Annotated in this window: 16 protein-coding genes and 1 pseudogene; 10 read left to right on the forward strand and 7 right to left on the reverse strand. The window is 59.2% G+C overall.

The window, feature by feature from the left end; translation table 11 throughout:
- Positions 1 to 16 precede the first annotated feature (16 nt).
- Entirely contained in the window at positions 17 to 1,846 is a 1,830-nt protein-coding gene (edd, locus tag XH98_RS01325; RefSeq protein ID WP_271617547.1) for a phosphogluconate dehydratase, read from the forward strand.
- 213 nt (positions 1,847 to 2,059) lie between these two features.
- Here the strand turns inward: edd and XH98_RS01330 are convergent, their stop codons facing one another.
- Positions 2,060 to 2,317, reverse strand: coding sequence for a hypothetical protein (locus XH98_RS01330; RefSeq protein WP_271617548.1), 258 nt, complete (start codon positions 2,315 to 2,317; stop codon positions 2,060 to 2,062).
- Positions 2,318 to 2,845: 528 nt separating this feature from the next.
- Between XH98_RS01330 and XH98_RS01340 the strand changes: the two genes are divergently transcribed.
- Positions 2,846 to 3,028: a hypothetical protein gene (locus XH98_RS01340; RefSeq protein ID WP_271617550.1), complete on the forward strand. Its 183-nt coding sequence runs from the start codon at positions 2,846 to 2,848 to the stop codon at positions 3,026 to 3,028.
- Positions 3,029 to 3,077: 49 nt separating this feature from the next.
- Here XH98_RS01340 and XH98_RS01345 read toward each other — a convergent pair whose 3' ends face one another.
- Both XH98_RS01345 and XH98_RS01350 read right to left on the reverse strand, forming a co-directional pair.
- On the reverse strand, positions 3,078 to 3,386 hold the full coding sequence (locus tag XH98_RS01345) for a hypothetical protein (RefSeq protein ID WP_271617551.1): 309 nt from the start codon (positions 3,384 to 3,386) through the stop codon (positions 3,078 to 3,080).
- A gap of 18 nt (positions 3,387 to 3,404) precedes the next feature.
- Positions 3,405 to 3,716: a PilZ domain-containing protein gene (locus tag XH98_RS01350; RefSeq protein ID WP_271617552.1), complete on the reverse strand. Its 312-nt coding sequence runs from the start codon at positions 3,714 to 3,716 to the stop codon at positions 3,405 to 3,407.
- 627 nt (positions 3,717 to 4,343) lie between these two features.
- On the opposite strand from XH98_RS01350, the gene XH98_RS01355 reads away from it, so the two are divergent.
- Together XH98_RS01355 and XH98_RS01360 are read left to right on the forward strand one after the other, a co-directional pair.
- Positions 4,344 to 4,694, forward strand: coding sequence for a hypothetical protein (locus tag XH98_RS01355; RefSeq protein ID WP_271617553.1), 351 nt, complete (start codon positions 4,344 to 4,346; stop codon positions 4,692 to 4,694).
- A 7-nt stretch (positions 4,695 to 4,701) separates the two neighbouring features.
- Complete coding sequence (locus XH98_RS01360) at positions 4,702 to 4,986, forward strand: PilZ domain-containing protein (protein ID WP_271617554.1); 285 nt, start codon at positions 4,702 to 4,704, stop codon at positions 4,984 to 4,986.
- Positions 4,987 to 5,238: 252 nt separating this feature from the next.
- On the opposite strand, the gene XH98_RS01365 is transcribed toward XH98_RS01360, so the two are convergent.
- The gene (locus tag XH98_RS01365; RefSeq protein ID WP_271617555.1) at positions 5,239 to 5,487 is read right to left on the reverse strand and encodes a hypothetical protein; all 249 of its coding nucleotides are present in this window, start codon (positions 5,485 to 5,487) and stop codon (positions 5,239 to 5,241) included.
- Between the two features lie 478 nt (positions 5,488 to 5,965).
- Here XH98_RS01365 and XH98_RS01370 point away from each other — a divergent pair, with 478 nt between their 5' ends.
- A complete protein-coding gene (locus tag XH98_RS01370; RefSeq protein WP_271617556.1) occupies positions 5,966 to 6,355 on the forward strand; it encodes a response regulator in 390 nt (129 codons plus the stop codon).
- Positions 6,356 to 6,515: 160 nt separating this feature from the next.
- Here XH98_RS01370 and XH98_RS01375 read toward each other — a convergent pair whose 3' ends face one another.
- Positions 6,516 to 6,653: a hypothetical protein gene (locus tag XH98_RS01375; protein ID WP_271617557.1), complete on the reverse strand. Its 138-nt coding sequence runs from the start codon at positions 6,651 to 6,653 to the stop codon at positions 6,516 to 6,518.
- Between the two features lie 2,220 nt (positions 6,654 to 8,873).
- Between XH98_RS01375 and XH98_RS01380 the strand changes: the two genes are divergently transcribed.
- Together XH98_RS01380 and XH98_RS01385 are read left to right on the forward strand one after the other, a co-directional pair.
- Positions 8,874 to 9,272: a hypothetical protein gene (locus XH98_RS01380; protein ID WP_271617558.1), complete on the forward strand. Its 399-nt coding sequence runs from the start codon at positions 8,874 to 8,876 to the stop codon at positions 9,270 to 9,272.
- A 496-nt stretch (positions 9,273 to 9,768) separates the two neighbouring features.
- Positions 9,769 to 10,383 carry a LabA-like NYN domain-containing protein gene (locus XH98_RS01385; protein ID WP_271617559.1) on the forward strand — a complete coding sequence of 205 codons (615 nt, stop codon included), beginning with the start codon at positions 9,769 to 9,771 and terminating at the stop codon, positions 10,381 to 10,383.
- Positions 10,384 to 11,300: 917 nt separating this feature from the next.
- On the opposite strand, the gene XH98_RS01390 is transcribed toward XH98_RS01385, so the two are convergent.
- Together XH98_RS01390 and XH98_RS01395 are read right to left on the reverse strand one after the other, a co-directional pair.
- Positions 11,301 to 12,329 carry a glycosyltransferase family 4 protein gene (locus XH98_RS01390; RefSeq protein ID WP_271617560.1) on the reverse strand — a complete coding sequence of 343 codons (1,029 nt, stop codon included), beginning with the start codon at positions 12,327 to 12,329 and terminating at the stop codon, positions 11,301 to 11,303.
- A gap of 79 nt (positions 12,330 to 12,408) precedes the next feature.
- Positions 12,409 to 14,028 (reverse strand): alpha-amylase family protein, encoded by a 1,620-nt coding sequence (locus XH98_RS01395; RefSeq protein WP_271617561.1) that lies wholly within the window; start codon positions 14,026 to 14,028, stop codon positions 12,409 to 12,411.
- A gap of 692 nt (positions 14,029 to 14,720) precedes the next feature.
- Here XH98_RS01395 and XH98_RS01400 point away from each other — a divergent pair.
- The 3 genes and pseudogenes from XH98_RS01400 to XH98_RS40980 form a co-directional block, all read left to right on the forward strand.
- Positions 14,721 to 15,797: a YihY/virulence factor BrkB family protein gene (locus XH98_RS01400; protein WP_333931490.1), complete on the forward strand. Its 1,077-nt coding sequence runs from the start codon at positions 14,721 to 14,723 to the stop codon at positions 15,795 to 15,797.
- A gap of 27 nt (positions 15,798 to 15,824) precedes the next feature.
- On the forward strand, positions 15,825 to 15,968 hold the full coding sequence (locus XH98_RS01405; RefSeq protein ID WP_271617563.1) for a hypothetical protein: 144 nt from the start codon (positions 15,825 to 15,827) through the stop codon (positions 15,966 to 15,968).
- Between the two features lie 7 nt (positions 15,969 to 15,975).
- Positions 15,976 to 16,092, forward strand: a pseudogene (locus tag XH98_RS40980) (winged helix-turn-helix domain-containing protein); the annotation flags it as partial.
- Between the last annotated feature and the right edge of the window lie 25 nt (positions 16,093 to 16,117).

The following is a 16,117-nucleotide window of genomic DNA, read 5'->3' on the forward strand; positions in this document are numbered from 1 at the left end:
CAGTCAGGAGGCGTGTATGACGATCGAAGCAAAGGTCAATGCGCGGGTGGCCGAAGTGACGGACCGCATCATCAGGCGCAGTCACGACAGCCGAGCACGCTACCTCGACCGTATTGCGAACGCGGCGAGCACGCCGGTCCGCCGGCGGCTCGGATGCGCCAACCAGGCCCACGCCTTCGCGGCCTGCGGCGGGCACGACAAGAAGCTGATGCAGGACGGTCACGTTCCCAGCCTCGGAATTGTCACGGCCTACAACGATATGCTCTCGGCGCATCAGCCCTACGAGCGTTTCCCTGAACTCATCCGACGGAGCGCGCGCGCAGCCGGCGGGGTCGCCCAGGTCGCGGGCGGCGTACCGGCGATGTGCGACGGCATCACCCAGGGCGAGGCGGGAATGGAGCTCTCGCTGTTCTCGCGCGAGGTCATCGCCTTGTCCACCGCGGTCGCACTGTCGCATCAAACCTTCGACGCCGCGGTGTTTCTCGGCATTTGCGACAAGATCGTGCCGGGCCTCGTGATCGGTGCATTGTCGTTCGGGCATCTGCCCGCGGTCTTCATTCCATCCGGTCCGATGACCTCGGGCCTCGCCAACGACGCAAAAGCAAAAATCCGGCAGGCTTACGCGGAAGGAAAGGTCGGTCGCGACGCCTTGCTGGAAGCCGAGGCGCAGGCCTATCACGGCGCGGGGACGTGCACGTTTTACGGCACCGCCAATACCAACCAGATGCTGATGGAGATCATGGGCCTGCAGCTGCCGGGCGCATCCTTCGTGAACCCGAACACGCCCCTGCGCGATGCGCTCACCTGTGCCGCCACCGAACGCGCGTTGGACATCACTTCGCTCGGCAATCAGTATATCCCGATCGGTCGCGTGCTCGACGAGCGCGCCTTCGTCAACGGCATCGTGGGGCTGCATGCCACCGGCGGTTCAACCAATCTGACGCTGCATCTGGTTGCCATGGGCGCGGCGGCCGGCCTTGCTTTGACCTGGGACGATTTCGCCGACCTTGCGGAGGTGACGCCGCTGATCGCGCGGATCTATCCCAACGGCTCCGCAGACGTGAATCATTTCCATGCCGCCGGCGGCATGAGCTTCCTGATCCGGGAATTGCTTGCTGCCGGGCTCCTGCACCGCGACGCCCTGACCGTCTGCGGCGCCGGGCTCGAGGCGTACCTGCAAGAGCCGCGGCTCGATGTCGGGGGAATGCTGACGTGGCGCGATGGACCGGCCGCAAGCGGCGATACCGCCGTGCTACGGGGGATTTCTGACCCGTTCCAAACCACAGGCGGCCTTCGGGTTCTGAACGGCAATCTCGGGCGCGCCGTCGTCAAGACGTCCGCGGTGGCGCCGCAGCGCCATGTGATCGAAGCACCGGCTCGCGTGTTCCATTGCCAGGAGGATCTGCAACGGAGCTTCGCTGCCGGCGAGCTCACGGGTGATATGGTTGCGGTGGTGCGTTTCCAGGGCCCGAAGGCAAACGGAATGCCGGAACTGCACAAGCTGATGCCGCTCCTCGGCGTTCTTCAGGACCGCGGGCTGAGAGTTGCACTCGTGACCGACGGGCGGCTTTCGGGCGCGTCGGGCAAGGTTCCCACAGCGATTCACGTGACGCCTGAAGCGGCTGACGGCGGTGCGATTGCGCGGATTCGCGACGGCGACGTCATCAGGCTCGACGCTGTCACCGGCCGGCTTGACGTGCTCGTCGCCCCGGGCGAGTGGGCCGCGCGAGCCTGCGCGCAAGCCGATCTCTCCGCGGCGCATACAGGGATTGGCCGCGAGCTCTTCGGTTTCTTCCGCGAGCGCGTCAGCTGCGCAGATCGCGGCGCAAGCGTTTTTGTGACGTGAATGCAAAAGGGGGCCGGCGCAGTTGAGATCGGTTTGCATGGATAACTCGTTGCCCGGCGCGATTTGCCTTCTTGCCTGATGATGGCTCCATCCGGCTCGCAGCGCCGCGCTCATGGCCCGACGCTCTCGCGGCGTGTTTTCACCCGAGCTTTGCCTTGTCATTTCATTCTCTTGCTGCCCTCAAAACCAGAGTAGACCGGCGATCAGACGGGCTCAAGGCTGGTGCTGGCGCACCCCCGCCTTCGGCGGCTGACGTTCCAGCTCATCCCGAGCAGTACGCGCTACCGTCGGCGCCGTCTCCAGCGCGACATCGCGCTTCAGCGCTTCGGGCCGCAGGCGCCGACTAGGAAGTTCATCCCAATAGAAGCAGCGGCTCGGCCGACCATCGCCGTACCGCACCTCGAAGCTGCCGCAGTCGGGCACAGCCTCGTGCTTTATGAGGCGGATCGAAGTGATCTTCGACGCTTGCATGCCACTCATCAAAGCAGCGATGCAAGTAGCTCGCAAATTAATCCATAGTGGGTCGCATCATCGGCGAGCTACTGGCAGTCGTGGGCGTTGAAACGAGCAGCCTTGCATTCTCTCGACCACCGATCTACTCGCCTTCGATCACCCTGTCCTTTGTGGACCGCAAGCTGCGAACGTAATAACCCCGCCGCTGAACAGCCGATTTGATCTCATCGCTCACCTTCAGAATTCTTCGTCTACTCTTGCGCCACCTCTTGCCGGAGTAAGCTGCCGGGATCGGCGAGCCCAATTCTAAAACGAGCAAGTCGCTCGTCCCGTTGCGACGATAGACATCAAACACGTTCCGCCCCCGCGATCTTTTAATTTGAACCAAGAATGGAATGCGCTTTGGTCGTGTGAATGGACCAGCTTAGAGCCTAGGATGATCGCGCAGGTTGCAGCCTCCCAGCAACATATTCTGCTTGTGAATTGCGGGGAAAATGCCCGGGCATTAACACGTTCAACTTAGCTTTCTGTTTGGATGTTGTCCAAATGCCACGTCAACGCACCAATTCTGGTCTCGATCAATACGAGCTTGCGGTCGATGAGATCGTCGCCGCTTGTGACGGTGATCTGCGCGGCGCACTGAGAGCGCTGATGCTGCTGAATGAGCAATTGGAGCAGCGATTGGTTCTGATGAGTGAGGTCCGTTCTCCACATCAGCGGCTGCATTAGGCGGAAGTTCGCCAACACTCCGGCATAGCAGATGACCCGAGTTGCGTTTTCACATACGCAAATGGCTGATCGTCCTTAAGATCTTTTCCAGTGTCTCAGTAATCTGACCTGCGCGCCCATCATCGGCAAGAAGCTGCTGTAGCTCGCTTATGTTGTCGTCGAGGGCCATCGAGAGCAATGCGCTTTGTTGTTGTACTAGCGGGTCGAGCCCGCCCCTGGCCAATTTGCGGATCAACAAATCATAAGCATCTCGCATATCCGCAACGTTTACTGTTCTCCATTCGTGGTCGATAGTTGCTTCTGTTGCACAGTGCGCGATGCAATCCAACATCGCGGATGTAAAGCTTCGCATATCCATTTTGCACAATGCCCCGTCCTACCGCGAACCTATAACCGCTGGTTGAGGGTTTCTCTTTGTCTTGGCGCTAACAAACCGAACGCCAACGCGTGTCCCGTCAACCCAAATCAGTTCGCACCGTCGAAATGCCAGTCCCGTAGACGATAGCACCAGAAAGAATTCCTGTGCCTTCAGCGGCTCGACCGAGCCCGCCACCTCAAGCTGGGCACCCGTTGTTGAAGCGTCAAGGAGGATGCAGCTTCGCTGCCATGTCCCATCTACGCCCATGATCCTGACAGTATGCTTGTGGTCAAACCGGACGCGTTCCGATCTTCGTTTGCTTCCAAGCATTTGCAATTCTCAAGCAATTATCCATCCTTGAAGGAGTGCAGCGCCTCCTCGCGCGCCGCTTCCGTAAACACTTGAGCCTCGCAACGAGCACAATGGATTGAAATAGAACCTTGCGAGCGTTAGGCGCAGGACCGCTACGAGCGCAGCTCCGAACTGCTGAGTTTGAAATGACCCTTGCCGGAAACTGGTGCTCCGGCAGTCCCCTTGAACGACTAATTTCGGTGAACGGAGTTTCACACAAAACATTTAAGAGAAAGTTATGCGATTGCATCACGAGATCGCGCGCCGTCAGAGTTGCATACAGAAATGTGCACTGCCGCCTCCCGTAAGCTGCGGCATTAAGGGATGAGACTGATCTTAATTGAGCGGATCGTTACTAGTGGTGATGCTGCGGAGGTCGCACATGAAATGTAGGGACCTATCTACTCGATTTCGCTCACCACCTCATTTGTGGACCGCAAGCTCCGAACGTAATAAGCTTGTCGCTGAACGACCAACTTGATCTCATCGCTCACCTTCAGAATTCTTCGTCTGCTCTTGCGCCATCTTTTGCCGGAGCACGCTGCTGGACGCCCGTTCGATGATCCGATCATGCCCCGGAGGGGCACTGGCTGTGGACGCTGCGGGATGCTGACCAGACCGTTCGCTGCCACAGCGGGGGTGACCCGTCGTAAACGATTTTATAGGTCGCTTCTGCTAGGTCTTCTGGCTTTCACCGGCAAAGCCACCGGGCAAAAGATTGCAATGACCTCAAAAATCGATTGTGAACTAGCGCACTTGGCTCGCGAAATCGCAAATAGGCAACGGTATATCGAGGACCAAGTAGCGCTGGTCGATGTCCTGGAGCGTGATGGACACGAGGTCCTCGACCATGGGAAGGCCATCGCGAAGGACCGCTCAGACTTGCCTCTGCAGATCGCACGGCAGTTCCGTCTCTTGGAGGAAGTTGCGAGCCAAGAGCCGTCGATGGACGCATGAGGGGGGCATGAAGGAGCGTCGAGAGATAGAGCGCACGAATGTCGACGAAGTCGCTTACATTTCGGGTGACCGCGCCAGCTTACGTTGCCGCGCGTTCAACATCTCGGAAAAAGGAGCGGCGATTGAGCTTCCGACGCAGCAACAGATGATGCCCGACTTCAAGCTGATGTTGGAAAAGGATCGTATTGTTAGACATTGCCTTTTAGTCTGGTCGAGTGGCAATCGGATCGGCGTCATTTTCACGGGTGATCCGTTGGATGGGGCAGACTTCGCGCGAGCGAGTGAACCTTGATACCGCGCCTCAGCGACGGAGAGGGTGAGCATTTGGCGCACTCCATGAGCCGCCTCTAGCTCGTCCTTCGGGCTCGGCGTCAGGGGTACCGGGCTCGGCGTGTCCAAGGTGGCGCACGGCGCGCTTGTGCTGTATGCGCTTGGACTGGTTATAGACACCAGTCGCCTGTGGCACGGTCTCACCGTCGTCCTTGGTCACGGCGTGGTCGAGGCACTTGGCAATTGCGGCCTCTGAGAAAACGCTTCACCAGCATCAATCGTATTGCCGCTCGATGTTGGGAAACATCGTCTCCGCCGAAGCTCGCAGCATATCGAGTAGCATTCGCGCCTCTTGGAGCTGATGCCCCAGTTTGTGTTTATTGTCGCTTGGAGGGCAGTCCTCGATCAGCGCACGGGCGTGCTGCAGCGAGAGATCGAGCAGAATTATCGCGCGGCGAATATGGTGAGCGGTCTCGACCGCGTGCTTAGAAGCGGATTTCGGAAATGGCACAACATTGCTCATGGAAGAAACCACCAATGCAATTTGCCGGAAGTATAATGTGCCGCTACGCTTTTAAGGCGATTGCAATTTTCCTGTGTCCTTTTGTGCAGTGTTTTGTGAGCGGCCTTAACCGACCGTTAACCATAGATTAAGGCATTTGGCTTCGCACACCCGGACGACCTTTCTGAAAACCTTTGACCCCGGCGTCGATCCTCAACCCGGCGCCGGGTTCATTGGCGGCGGCGTCCGCGACACACCCGTCAATGATAAAGGTTCCGGCGCAGTGCCTTCAGCAGTTCTCTCGGATTCATGGGCATGCGGACAATGGGTTTGCCAGCCTTCGAGCACGGTGTCGTCGTCGGGATCGCCGATGCGGCGGAGGGTGAGCATGCGGCTCAGGTCTTGTAAATTGTGCGCATTTCCTAACATTTGTTAGGAACCATGATCCCGTCCCCGCGTAGTCCGGCCAAGCCAACTGCGGTGGGGAGAACTGCAATTCATGGAGCAAATGCCGATAGTGCTTGTCGTCGAGGATGACGAACTGCTTCAGGGCGTGGTCAAGGATGCATTGTCAGAGGGCGGCTTTGACTTCATGACCTGCGCCTCCGGCGAGGAGGCAGTAACAGTGCTCCACAGCGGCGTCACAACGTACAGGGCGCTAGTGACCGACATCAACCTCAAAGGCCGAATGAGTGGGTGGGAGGTCGCGCGAAACGCCCGCCAAGCTGATCCTGATCTCGCCGTCGTCTACATGACTGGCGCAGCGGCTGACGATTGGCCGGCTGAAGGCGTGCCGGGAAGCATCCTGCTACAGAAGCCCTTCGCTCCCGCCCAACTGGTCACCGCGGTGTCTCAGCTTCTCAACAAGGGATCGCCGTCCTCAAGCTGAGAAAATATCGGGAGCAAAATGTACATACAGCTATAAAAAGGCCTCAGCTCCGGGGCTGGCGAGAGCTGAGGCCTTTTGCTGCGGTCTCACTGTGTCGAGGCGCGATGTCCGAAAAACATGAATTTGGGTCCGGCTGTTTTGTTCCCCGCAACTGGGGGCCTTAGTTCATCTTGCGGCGGAAGCTGTCTGCGATTTTCCGCTGCTCTTCGATGTCCTCGCGGACCATCTGTCGCAACTCATCGATGGACAGCGGTTTCGGGCTGGCGACCGGCTTCTCCGGCAATTCTTTGTTCGCCATGGCTAATCATCCCAAATGAGCCGCTTGCATTCGGTACAACGATAGACGATGGCCGTTCCACCCAGCTCAGTGTCTTGCAGACGTAGATATATGCTTATCGTATCTGCCCCATGATCCGGGCAGGCGATCTTTTGCTTCGGCTTCGCGCCCTCTGGTGTTTCCATGCCTTGCGTGTCTTCGATGACAGGCGGGAGCGCTCGTCTGCCTCAGCAACGACGCCCGAGATCGTTGCCAGTGTAAGACACCATACAACAAATGTTGTGCGCTTATCATTTAAGCAGGTTAAACACGCTAGAGTGGCAAGCGGCACTGGAGCGTTGCTGCTGGAGCGTGGTGAACCAGCGGAAGGGCCGCCAACGGCGGCCCGGAAGTCGTTCAATATGGGAACACTCCATAGCTGCGAAACTGAAATTACGTTCGCAACGGCCACTCCCTCGGTTCGGCAGCTTGCGCTGATCGGGATCAATGCGCCGGGCTCGCCTCCGACCGAAGTCGTCAGAGAAGAGAGGCGTTCACCTTAGAGCGCACCCGGTGACAAAAGTCGTCCAGCAGCTTTTGTGTAGCCTCTAAGTTTGCCACCAGCCGCTCGGCATGCTTCCTTCCACTTACAACGTTAGCATGATCAAGGCTCATCTTAGGTGCTCAAGGGAGCGCAGCCGGTCTACACCATCGCTCTAGACCTGAAGATGCAGTTTCAAGGACTCAAACCGGCTGACAGCGTGCCTTCATTAAAACAAAAATCTGGAATCGCCCTTTTCAGCAAGCAGAATCATCGATTAGTCTACCGAGGTGATCTAAGCTTCTCGGGGCGAAGGAGCATGGAAGAAGAGTCGCGACCTGCACCATCGTGCTCGCGGCTTCGATGCAGTCGAAATTTCGTGTTTGAAATGTAAAGCTTCAAAAATGCGGCTCGTCTTTATTGAGCCTCATAGCAATGCGTTGGAAGAACGTCGCTACGTGTGCGAGTTCTGCGGCCACAGCGAGAGTTATCTCATCCGTCCTTCCGACTTTCGCTAAGATTGTTGAGCAGGCGCGTCTCCTGGGCGGGCTGGGTGGTGAGCGCTCTTGGAAACATCGTCGGATCACCGCGCTCTGTGCGAGCTAACCGCGTTTTTGCAAGCCGGACACTCATAGGTCCGACGCTCCTGCCGGGCTGCTAGAGGATCTACTTCAATCAACATCATTTCGATGTTGCAAGCCGCGCAGCTCGGAACTGTCATGATCAATCTTCAGCCATTTATCGTGCGGACGACTTCTTACGCGAAATGCATCCGTTGGCAACTCGCAAGTTTCGTCTCAGGAAGCTCACCCTTCCGGACGCACCATCCACAGCTCAGGCCATTCCAAACGTCTATTTGAACGGCGGAATCATATTTTAGTCTTGCCGACCGGATCGCCAAATCCGTTCGAATTGATCTCCCGCAGCAAATGGCAAAAAAAGAAGCGACGGTCCGCGCAGTAAGCGAAAATCTCAGGCAGGACCTCGGGCAAGGTTATCATCATCGAAGGCTGGTCCAAGTAGCTCTGAAAGCAACAAGCCGTCGCGCCTAGATGTGAGGCTTCCCGGCCATCAACTGAGTTGGCTTATCCTGAAGTCACTTGGGGAGACCGGCCACGTGCCAAGAGGTTTCACGCTGGCTGTCGTGCCGGACAGACTAAGCTGGCCCGCTGTCGTCGGGAGCCGCAGCCGCAGGTTCATGACTCCAGAATTTGTGAGGCGGCTCAATAAGATCGAACTGAAGCTACGATCCGAGCACGCATTCGGGGACTAGTACGTGGCTCTGCGACTTTGAAATGCCGAGCAACGCCTATCGTTCTCAGCGCGACGGCGTGGCAGCTTCGCCGGAGACGGAAGCGCGCCCTCCCAACATTGAGCGGCGCCCGCCGTTGGTACGGCGGGCAGCTTGCTCGACCTTTCCAAAAACGTTCGGGTATCCCGCCCTGACGAGCGATCGTCGTCAGCTACCTCGCGGCCAGTACATGGCAAACAGCGCGCGTTTCGCGATCATAATGATGCGGGCGTTTGAGGACTGTTGCACAACGACGGACCAATCTCTGCTGTTCAGCGGGCTCCAAAGAGGCGATGGCCGCACCGACATTGGCAGAGTTCAGCCCAGCCAAACCGGAGTTACTGCTCCCATTGGCGAAACCGTTGTTTGCCGGGCCAGGAGTTCCTGAGGCTCCGGGGCCTATTCCAACTGTTCCAAGTCCGCCGACGCTATGGCCAACGTTACTTGCGCCGCCAGTACCGAGACCCGCTCCCGTGCCACCACTCAGTCCGGCAACGCCTGCGCCAGTTCCTACTCCAGCTCCGCCTCCGCCGATTCCCAACCCTCCGCCAGCTCCCACGCCGCCGACGCCAGCACCTGCTCCAGCTCCAACGCCAGCAGTACCTACTCCGGCGCCTGCCGCTGCGCCGACACCACCAAGTCCGGCACCACCACCTACACCCGCGCCATCACTGCCAACTCCGGCGCCAGCGCCCGCGCCGATCCCACCAACACCCGCACCCACTCCAGCACCGACGCCACCGCTACCTACTCCCGCACCAGCACCTACACCGCCGACGCCGCCAACCCCGGCGCCCACACCGGCGCCGACTTGGGCATGCACAATTGATACTGCTGCGGACAATGCAACGCAGACCGTGACCGCATAGAAAAACTTCGTTCGCATATGCACCTCCATGGACTCGGGGCGTCTTTGAAAGGACGCTTCCAACAGGATGTCTGTTCGGAGGGAAGCTGTGATTTGTGCGTCCGTTCCCGCGAAAGCTGCAAGGCAGTTAATGGGACGCAAAGAGCATTATGGGGATTAGAAAGATCGACCTGCGGATCAGCGCCCCGCATGTGGTTCACAGCCAATCCTTGGCTCCCTTTCGGGAAGACATTCAACACGATCCGAGGGAACATTCTCAATTTCACAACGTTCGGTTATTCCAACCCGCTTCCTGAACAACTTCGCATCACATGTTCCAGTCTGCCGCCAAATTCGAGCTCAAGAGAAGCTTTGCAGCGCGGCAGCAGAGTATCGGCGCATCGTGGTTGAATTCCAAGTTCGTTCAGCTTCAACCCATGGGATCGCTCACCGCGATCCATGACCGCGGCCTGCGCCCATGCCATCAGAGACCTTCAACAAGCTTGCCATTTTCGTAGACGGGCCGAATCTGCACGCAACAGCCAGAGCGCTCGGCGTCGATATCGACTTCAAGCGCCTTCTGGCTCATTTCCAAACCTTTGGCACGCTTGTGCGGGCATTCTACTACACGCCTATCTTCCACGACCAGGAGTTCTCCTCAGTTCGTCCGCTTGTCGATTGGCTAGACTATAACGGCTTCACTGTAGTGACCAAGGAAGCCAAGGAGTTCACCGACAGCAGTGGTCATCGCAAAGTACGAGGCAAGTTGGCAGTCGAACTTGCCGTCGCTGCTGCGCAACTCGCCAAGCATCTTGACGAGGTCATCCTGCTTTCGGGAGACAGCGATTTCCGTTCCCTTGTTGCATCGCTTCAGCGCCGAGGAGTGCGCGTCACGGTCGTATCTTCCCTTGCATGTCAGCCGCCGATGATCGCTGATGATTTACGCAGGCAGGCCGACGCATTCATTGATCTCAGGGAATTGCAAGACAGGCTATGCCGCGCTCCCGTTAAACATTTTGCTCGAAGTGGAAGGCGCTCTCAGAGTAGGGTGATGCCTATTCGGCCAAATAAGAACCGCGCGCCAGAGTTCTGAGACCTGCAGGTTACGAAACCAACGTCCTGCTTTCTCGTTGTTGGTGTGAGTCGAGCAAAGGAGGCGCTTGTGGTTCGTCTGCTTATTGCGATCCTTTGCGCGCATGTGAGCTTGGCGGTAAGCGGCGCGTCGGCTACTGAGATTGACGGGGAATACATAGTCGTTCGAGACCCTCTCACGCATAAGTGCCGGGTAAGCGAAGCGACCGGCCTAGCTCCTTCGAACCGCGTGGACGAAAGGATCAGTTACCCGACGCGGAGAGACGCTGAAATCGGACTGTCCGTGATGAAACCCTGTATGCTGGCGTCGCAACACGCCGCTTCCCGCACGGCTGGAACTTTGCCGAAATAAGTTTCGATGCGTGACACCGGAGAAACGACGGCTGCAGACACGGGTCGGCGACGAAGTACTCAGACCAGCGCCTGCGGCGTAGCCCCAATATCCCTCGATCGAGGATCAGGCCAGTAGAAGCACGCCGGGCAGCAGCAGAAAATATCCTGGCGCGCCCGTCTGCATTTGGAGCGCGATCTGCAGGACGGCGCACACGATCATGATGCAAGCTGAGATCGCGTAACTTAGGACGACTGGTAGCGAGTGCTGCACAACGAGTGGATAGAGCCTGTTCATGGAGTTGAAAACCGTGGGCAGGGCCGTTCCCCTCGCCGCTGCAGCAATTCCGGGCGGCGGTCCCGGGGTTGGACCGTCGTGCGGGACAAGTACCGTTGGCCTGGCTCATCGAGCTAGACTGGAAACTACCGCCTATCCCGCTAAACGACGGTCGTGACATAGCCGAGAGTCGCCGGCTTCCCGGATTGCCTTGGTTCGCTCGTTCACAGCTGGCGCGAGGCGAGCCGCCGCGCCGAATTGCCACCCGCAAGGGGCCCTGAATTCACGCCTTCTTTTGCAGCGGGGCCGAACTAGCAGCCTCGAAGGATTCGACGGTAGTGGCGCACGTAATCCTCAGCCATCCTCCTCGCGGTAAAGCGCTCCTCAAACCTTGCTCTGACGTGCCGCCGATCGATGCTCGAAACTCTTCGGACCGCCTCAATCGCTTGACTCTCGTCGTCGACGATGAAGCCGGTGATCCCTTCGTCGATGACCTCGGGGACTGACCCGGATCGGTAGGCGATGACGGGTGTGCCGCACGCCATCGCCTCGATCATGACCAAGCCGAACGGTTCGGGCCAACGGATGGGGAAGAGCAACGCGGCAGCCTCTGCAAGGAAGGGCTGCTTGGTCGTGTCATTCACCTCCCCGACCAGCTCGACCTGCTGCTTGTCGACATGGGGCTCGATATGCTCCCGAAAATAGCCGGTTTCTGCTCGCGGGACTTTCGCCGCGATGCGGATGGGCATCCCAACTGCCCGGGCAATGCGAATTGCTTCCTCGGGCCCCTTTTCGGCCGTCAGCCGTCCGAGAAACGCCAAGTACTTGCCGGGCTTAAAAGACGGAAGAAATTGGCCCGCCGGCAGGCCGTGGTAGATCGTGCCGCACCAGTTGGCGTCGGCCAATGGTCCGCGCTGGTGATCGGATATGGAAACGAAGCACGCTTTAGGAAACTCCCTGACGACGGCCGGCAAGTCGGGCAGATCCAACCGTCCGTGCAAGGTCGTCACGAAGGGGATGCCCGACCTGGTGAGCGTCGGCAGATGCAGCCAGTCGATGTGGGCATGGACAATGTCGAACTCCTTAGCCCGGCGCGATACCGCTTCCAACAGAACGGCGAGTGCCGCATTAGGATCTGTGCGAGACCGTCCGAGCCGCAGCGCGCGTGGCCATACCGGATGCAGCATGCCGCGCGTCTTTGAATCTCCGCTGGCAAACAGCGTCACCTCGTGTCCGAGCTCGACGAGCTCGTCGACCAGCCAGGCGACGACTCGCTCGGTGCCGCCGTAGAGTTTAGGGGGCACGCTCTCTGCGAGCGGGGCAATCTGGGCTATTCTCATTGAAGTTGTCCAAGAAGAGCCGGCTCGGCCTACTGTCCCTCGTTCTTGCCGCGCTGCCATTCCGCGTTGAGCATGACGGCTACTCGATCCTAAACCAGCGGTATCCGTAACCATCAATCTCGATAGCGGCATCCGTTCCGGCTTTCGACTGATAGATCCTGTTGCCGAATAGATCGATCAGCTTCCGTCCAGCCGGCAGCTCGGCAACGGTGGTGCTGCATTTCTCCTGCGACAGGTTGTGCAGCACGAATACAGCTTTGCCCTGCCAGACAAAGTGCTCGACCAGGACGGACGGGCAATCGCTGCGGGGGATTGTCAACTCGCCCCAACCGATTTCCGGGCAGGACTGACGCATCTCAACCAGACGCCGTAGCCAGTTGAACAGCGAATCCGGGTCACGCTGTTGCGCGGCCGCATTCACCTTGGCGGGGGCATAATCGCCGTCATGGATGATATGATGAAGCAACCGAGCCGCTGGCGGCGCCGAGAAGCCGGCATCTTTGGCGTCGGTCCATTGCATGCACGTCCGCACGGGCCAGCGCTCCGGCAGCGAGAGATCGTCACCCATGCCCAGCTCGTCCCCATAATAGATGACCGGGGTGCCGGGAAGGCTGAACATCAGACTAAATGCGAGCTCGATGCGCCGGCGATCATTTTCGAACATAGACGCAAGCCGTCGGCGAATCCCGCGTCCGTATAGTTGCATTTTGCGCGTCGGCGCGAATGCCGCGTAGACTTCCTCGCGCTCTTCCGGCGTCAGGCGCCCCAAGTCCAGCTCGTCGTGGTTGCGCAGGAACTGAGCCCATTGCGCGAACTGCGGCAGCCGGGGCAGCGCCGACAGGCAGCGCTGAAGCGGCTCCGCACTCTCGCGCGCAAGTGCGAGGAATAGGTGCTGGTTCAGCAGGAAAGCGAACATCAAGTGGATCCGCGATCCGTCACCGAAGTAATGGTTGAACTCGGAGGGCGGAACATTAGCCTCAGCCAAAAGGACTGCATCCCCTTTTCGCCAGGAGAGGAAATTACGCAAATCGGCAAAGAATTCATATCGCCGCGTCGCCGGACGATCGGGCCGGACCTCCTCCACGACGAACGGGGCGGCGTCGATGCGGAATCCGGAGACGCCGAGTTCGAGCCAAAAGCCGAGTATCTTGAAGATTTCCTCCCGGACGGCTGGGCAGGCGATGTTGAGATCAGGCTGGTGCTGGTAGAAGCGGTGATAGTACCAGGCTCGTGCGCTGAGATCGTAAGTCCAGACGCTTAGCTGAAACCCGGGAAAGACCACCCCTTCGGTGCTGTTTTCCGGCTCTGTATCCGACCACACGTAATAATCGCGGTAGGGGGATGAAGGATCGCAGCGGGCCTGCTGAAACCAGGGATGCCGGTCCGACGTATGGTTGATCGGAAGGTCGACGATCAGCCTCATTCCGCGCAATCTTGCTTGATGGCTGAATTCGACGAAGTCTCCGAGGGAGCCGTGGGCCGGGGCTACATTGTAGTAATCCGTGACATCATAGCCGTGATCGAGGCCGGGACTTGGATAGAAGGGCAGCAGCCACAAGCAGTTCGCGCCGAGCTGCGCGATATGATCAAGCTGCTCCGCGAGCCCCTTGAAATCGCCGATGCCGTCTCCGTTGCCATCCTTGTAGGTCGCCACGTTGAGGCTGTAGATAACGGCGTTCTTGTACCAAAGGTCGAGCATCCAGACATCCGAAGGGCGGCGGGCGCACCACCCGGGACAGTCTGGGCGGGGTTGAACAACTTCTCCAACTCCGGGAAGATGTGGAAGTTTCGTCAGGGATTTCGGTCGAGCAGCGTAAACTCAACTCAAGGGTTGATCGGGGCCGCGATTTAGGTCCTGGGCCCACGGGGAGTTTCGGCAATTAATCGGAACTCACGTTGCGGCGTTTCGCCGGCGAATTTCACCCGTAGCAAAGGGCGGGCGCCGATTGCTGCTGGTGCACGGGCTATCCGTCCCAGCTAGGGCTCGTTTTCCCTCGGCCTGTCGAGATCCCGCAGACGCTCGATCAACGATTCCAGAAAACCCGGCGCTGCGGATCCGGCACGACATTCGAACGAAGGCGGTCTCCGATCTCCTGAACGATCGCAAGGGTGTAGCGGTGATCCAGATCGACTGAATTTTCCATGGCGCAACCTCGACGGAAAAACTTCGGCAAGACCAAATAGTTTCGCCGCGCGGGTGCTTTCAGCCGAACTCGCTACAGGCGGCGGGACGCCCTCCGCGGTGATCCACCCAAGAGCTAGGGAACGCACCGCTCGCCGTCGTTACCAGGAACGCAATCTCCGACGCGCAATTGAATTGCGCGGAGGAATTCAATGGCTCGAACAGAAACGTCGGAAGGCAAATGGAGCGTCGCTGCGGCGCTCGGGCTGATGGCGGTCGCGCTGGTGTGGGACCGCATCGTTCCGCCCGAGCATGTCGTCCACTCCGAAGAGGGCGGCAAGTTCCCTGAGGACGGAGAAGCTGAACGGGACGCCACGCCTGCGGAAACGGCGACCGAAGGCGGAGATCGCGGACGCAATGCCACCTCGCCCGCCGACATCCCGGCAAGAGGATGGAAGGATATCCTCTGGCGCGTCTACGGCAACATCGGCGACCACCGAATCCTCGCCTTGGCTGCCGGCATAACCTACTACACCCTGCTGGCAATATTCCCCGCAATCGCCGCGCTTGTCGCCATCTACGGGCTCTTCGCGGATCCCAGCACCATCGCGAAGCACCTCGATGATGTCGCCGGCTTCATTCCGGGCGGGGCCGTCGACGTCGTCCGCGAGCAGCTCACGCGTGTCGCGACGAAGAGCAACCGAACCCTCGGCTTGGCGTTCTCGACTGGCCTTGTCATCTCGTTGTGGAGCGGGAATGCCGCGATGAAGTCGCTCTTCGACACTCTGAATATCGTGTACGGCGAGCAGGAGAAGCGTGGCTTCTTCAAACTGAACGCGATCTCGCTAGGATTCACGCTCGGCGGCATCGTCTTCGTTCTCGCGGCGCTCGGCGGAGTCGTCGTCATTCCTGTAGTTCTGCAGTACGTCGGCCTCTCGAACAACGCCGACCTGCTGATCCGCATCGGACGCTGGCCTGCCCTCTTCGTGGCGCTCGCGTTTGCCCTCTCCTGCATCTATCGCTTCGGACCCAGCCGCGAAGCGCCCCAATGGAAATGGATCACTTGGGGTAGCGCCGCCGCGACGCTGCTTTGGCTCGCCGCATCGGGCCTGTTCTCGTTCTACGTGGCGAACTTCGGCACCTTCAACCAGACCTACGGGTCCTTGGGAGCCGTCATTGGCTTCATGACCTGGCTTTGGATTTCCGCGATCGTGATCCTGCTGGGGGCAGAGCTGGACGCGGAGATGGAGCACCAGACCGCGCGCGACACCACGACCGGAAGACCCAAGCCGCTCGGTGTAAGGGGCGCCAAGATGGCGGATACGTTAGGAGCGGCGAGATCTTGAACCGCCGCGCCGTGCGAGGCTGACGTCATGAACCGCTCCTATCTCATCCAGATCCTCGTGCCAAAGCAGACCGGCGAGGGCCACCCTGTTTCCAAGGAATGGTTCGAGGCTTTCTTGCAGGAGCTGACGGACAAATTCGGCGGGGCGACAAGCTTCGTTCGATCTGCTTGATTACCTGATCCGAAATCGAGAGCGCGCCGTCAGCAAAGACGATCTCATCAACGCCGTTTGGAACGGACGTATCGTTTCCGACGCCGCCCTGACGACACGCCTGAATGCCGCTCGGCGCGCAATTGGCGACACAGGCGAGAAGCAGCGCC

Origin of the sequence: Bradyrhizobium sp. CCBAU 51745 (assembly GCF_028128715.1) — a bacterium.
Classification (GTDB): Bacteria; Pseudomonadota; Alphaproteobacteria; order Rhizobiales; family Xanthobacteraceae; genus Bradyrhizobium; species Bradyrhizobium manausense.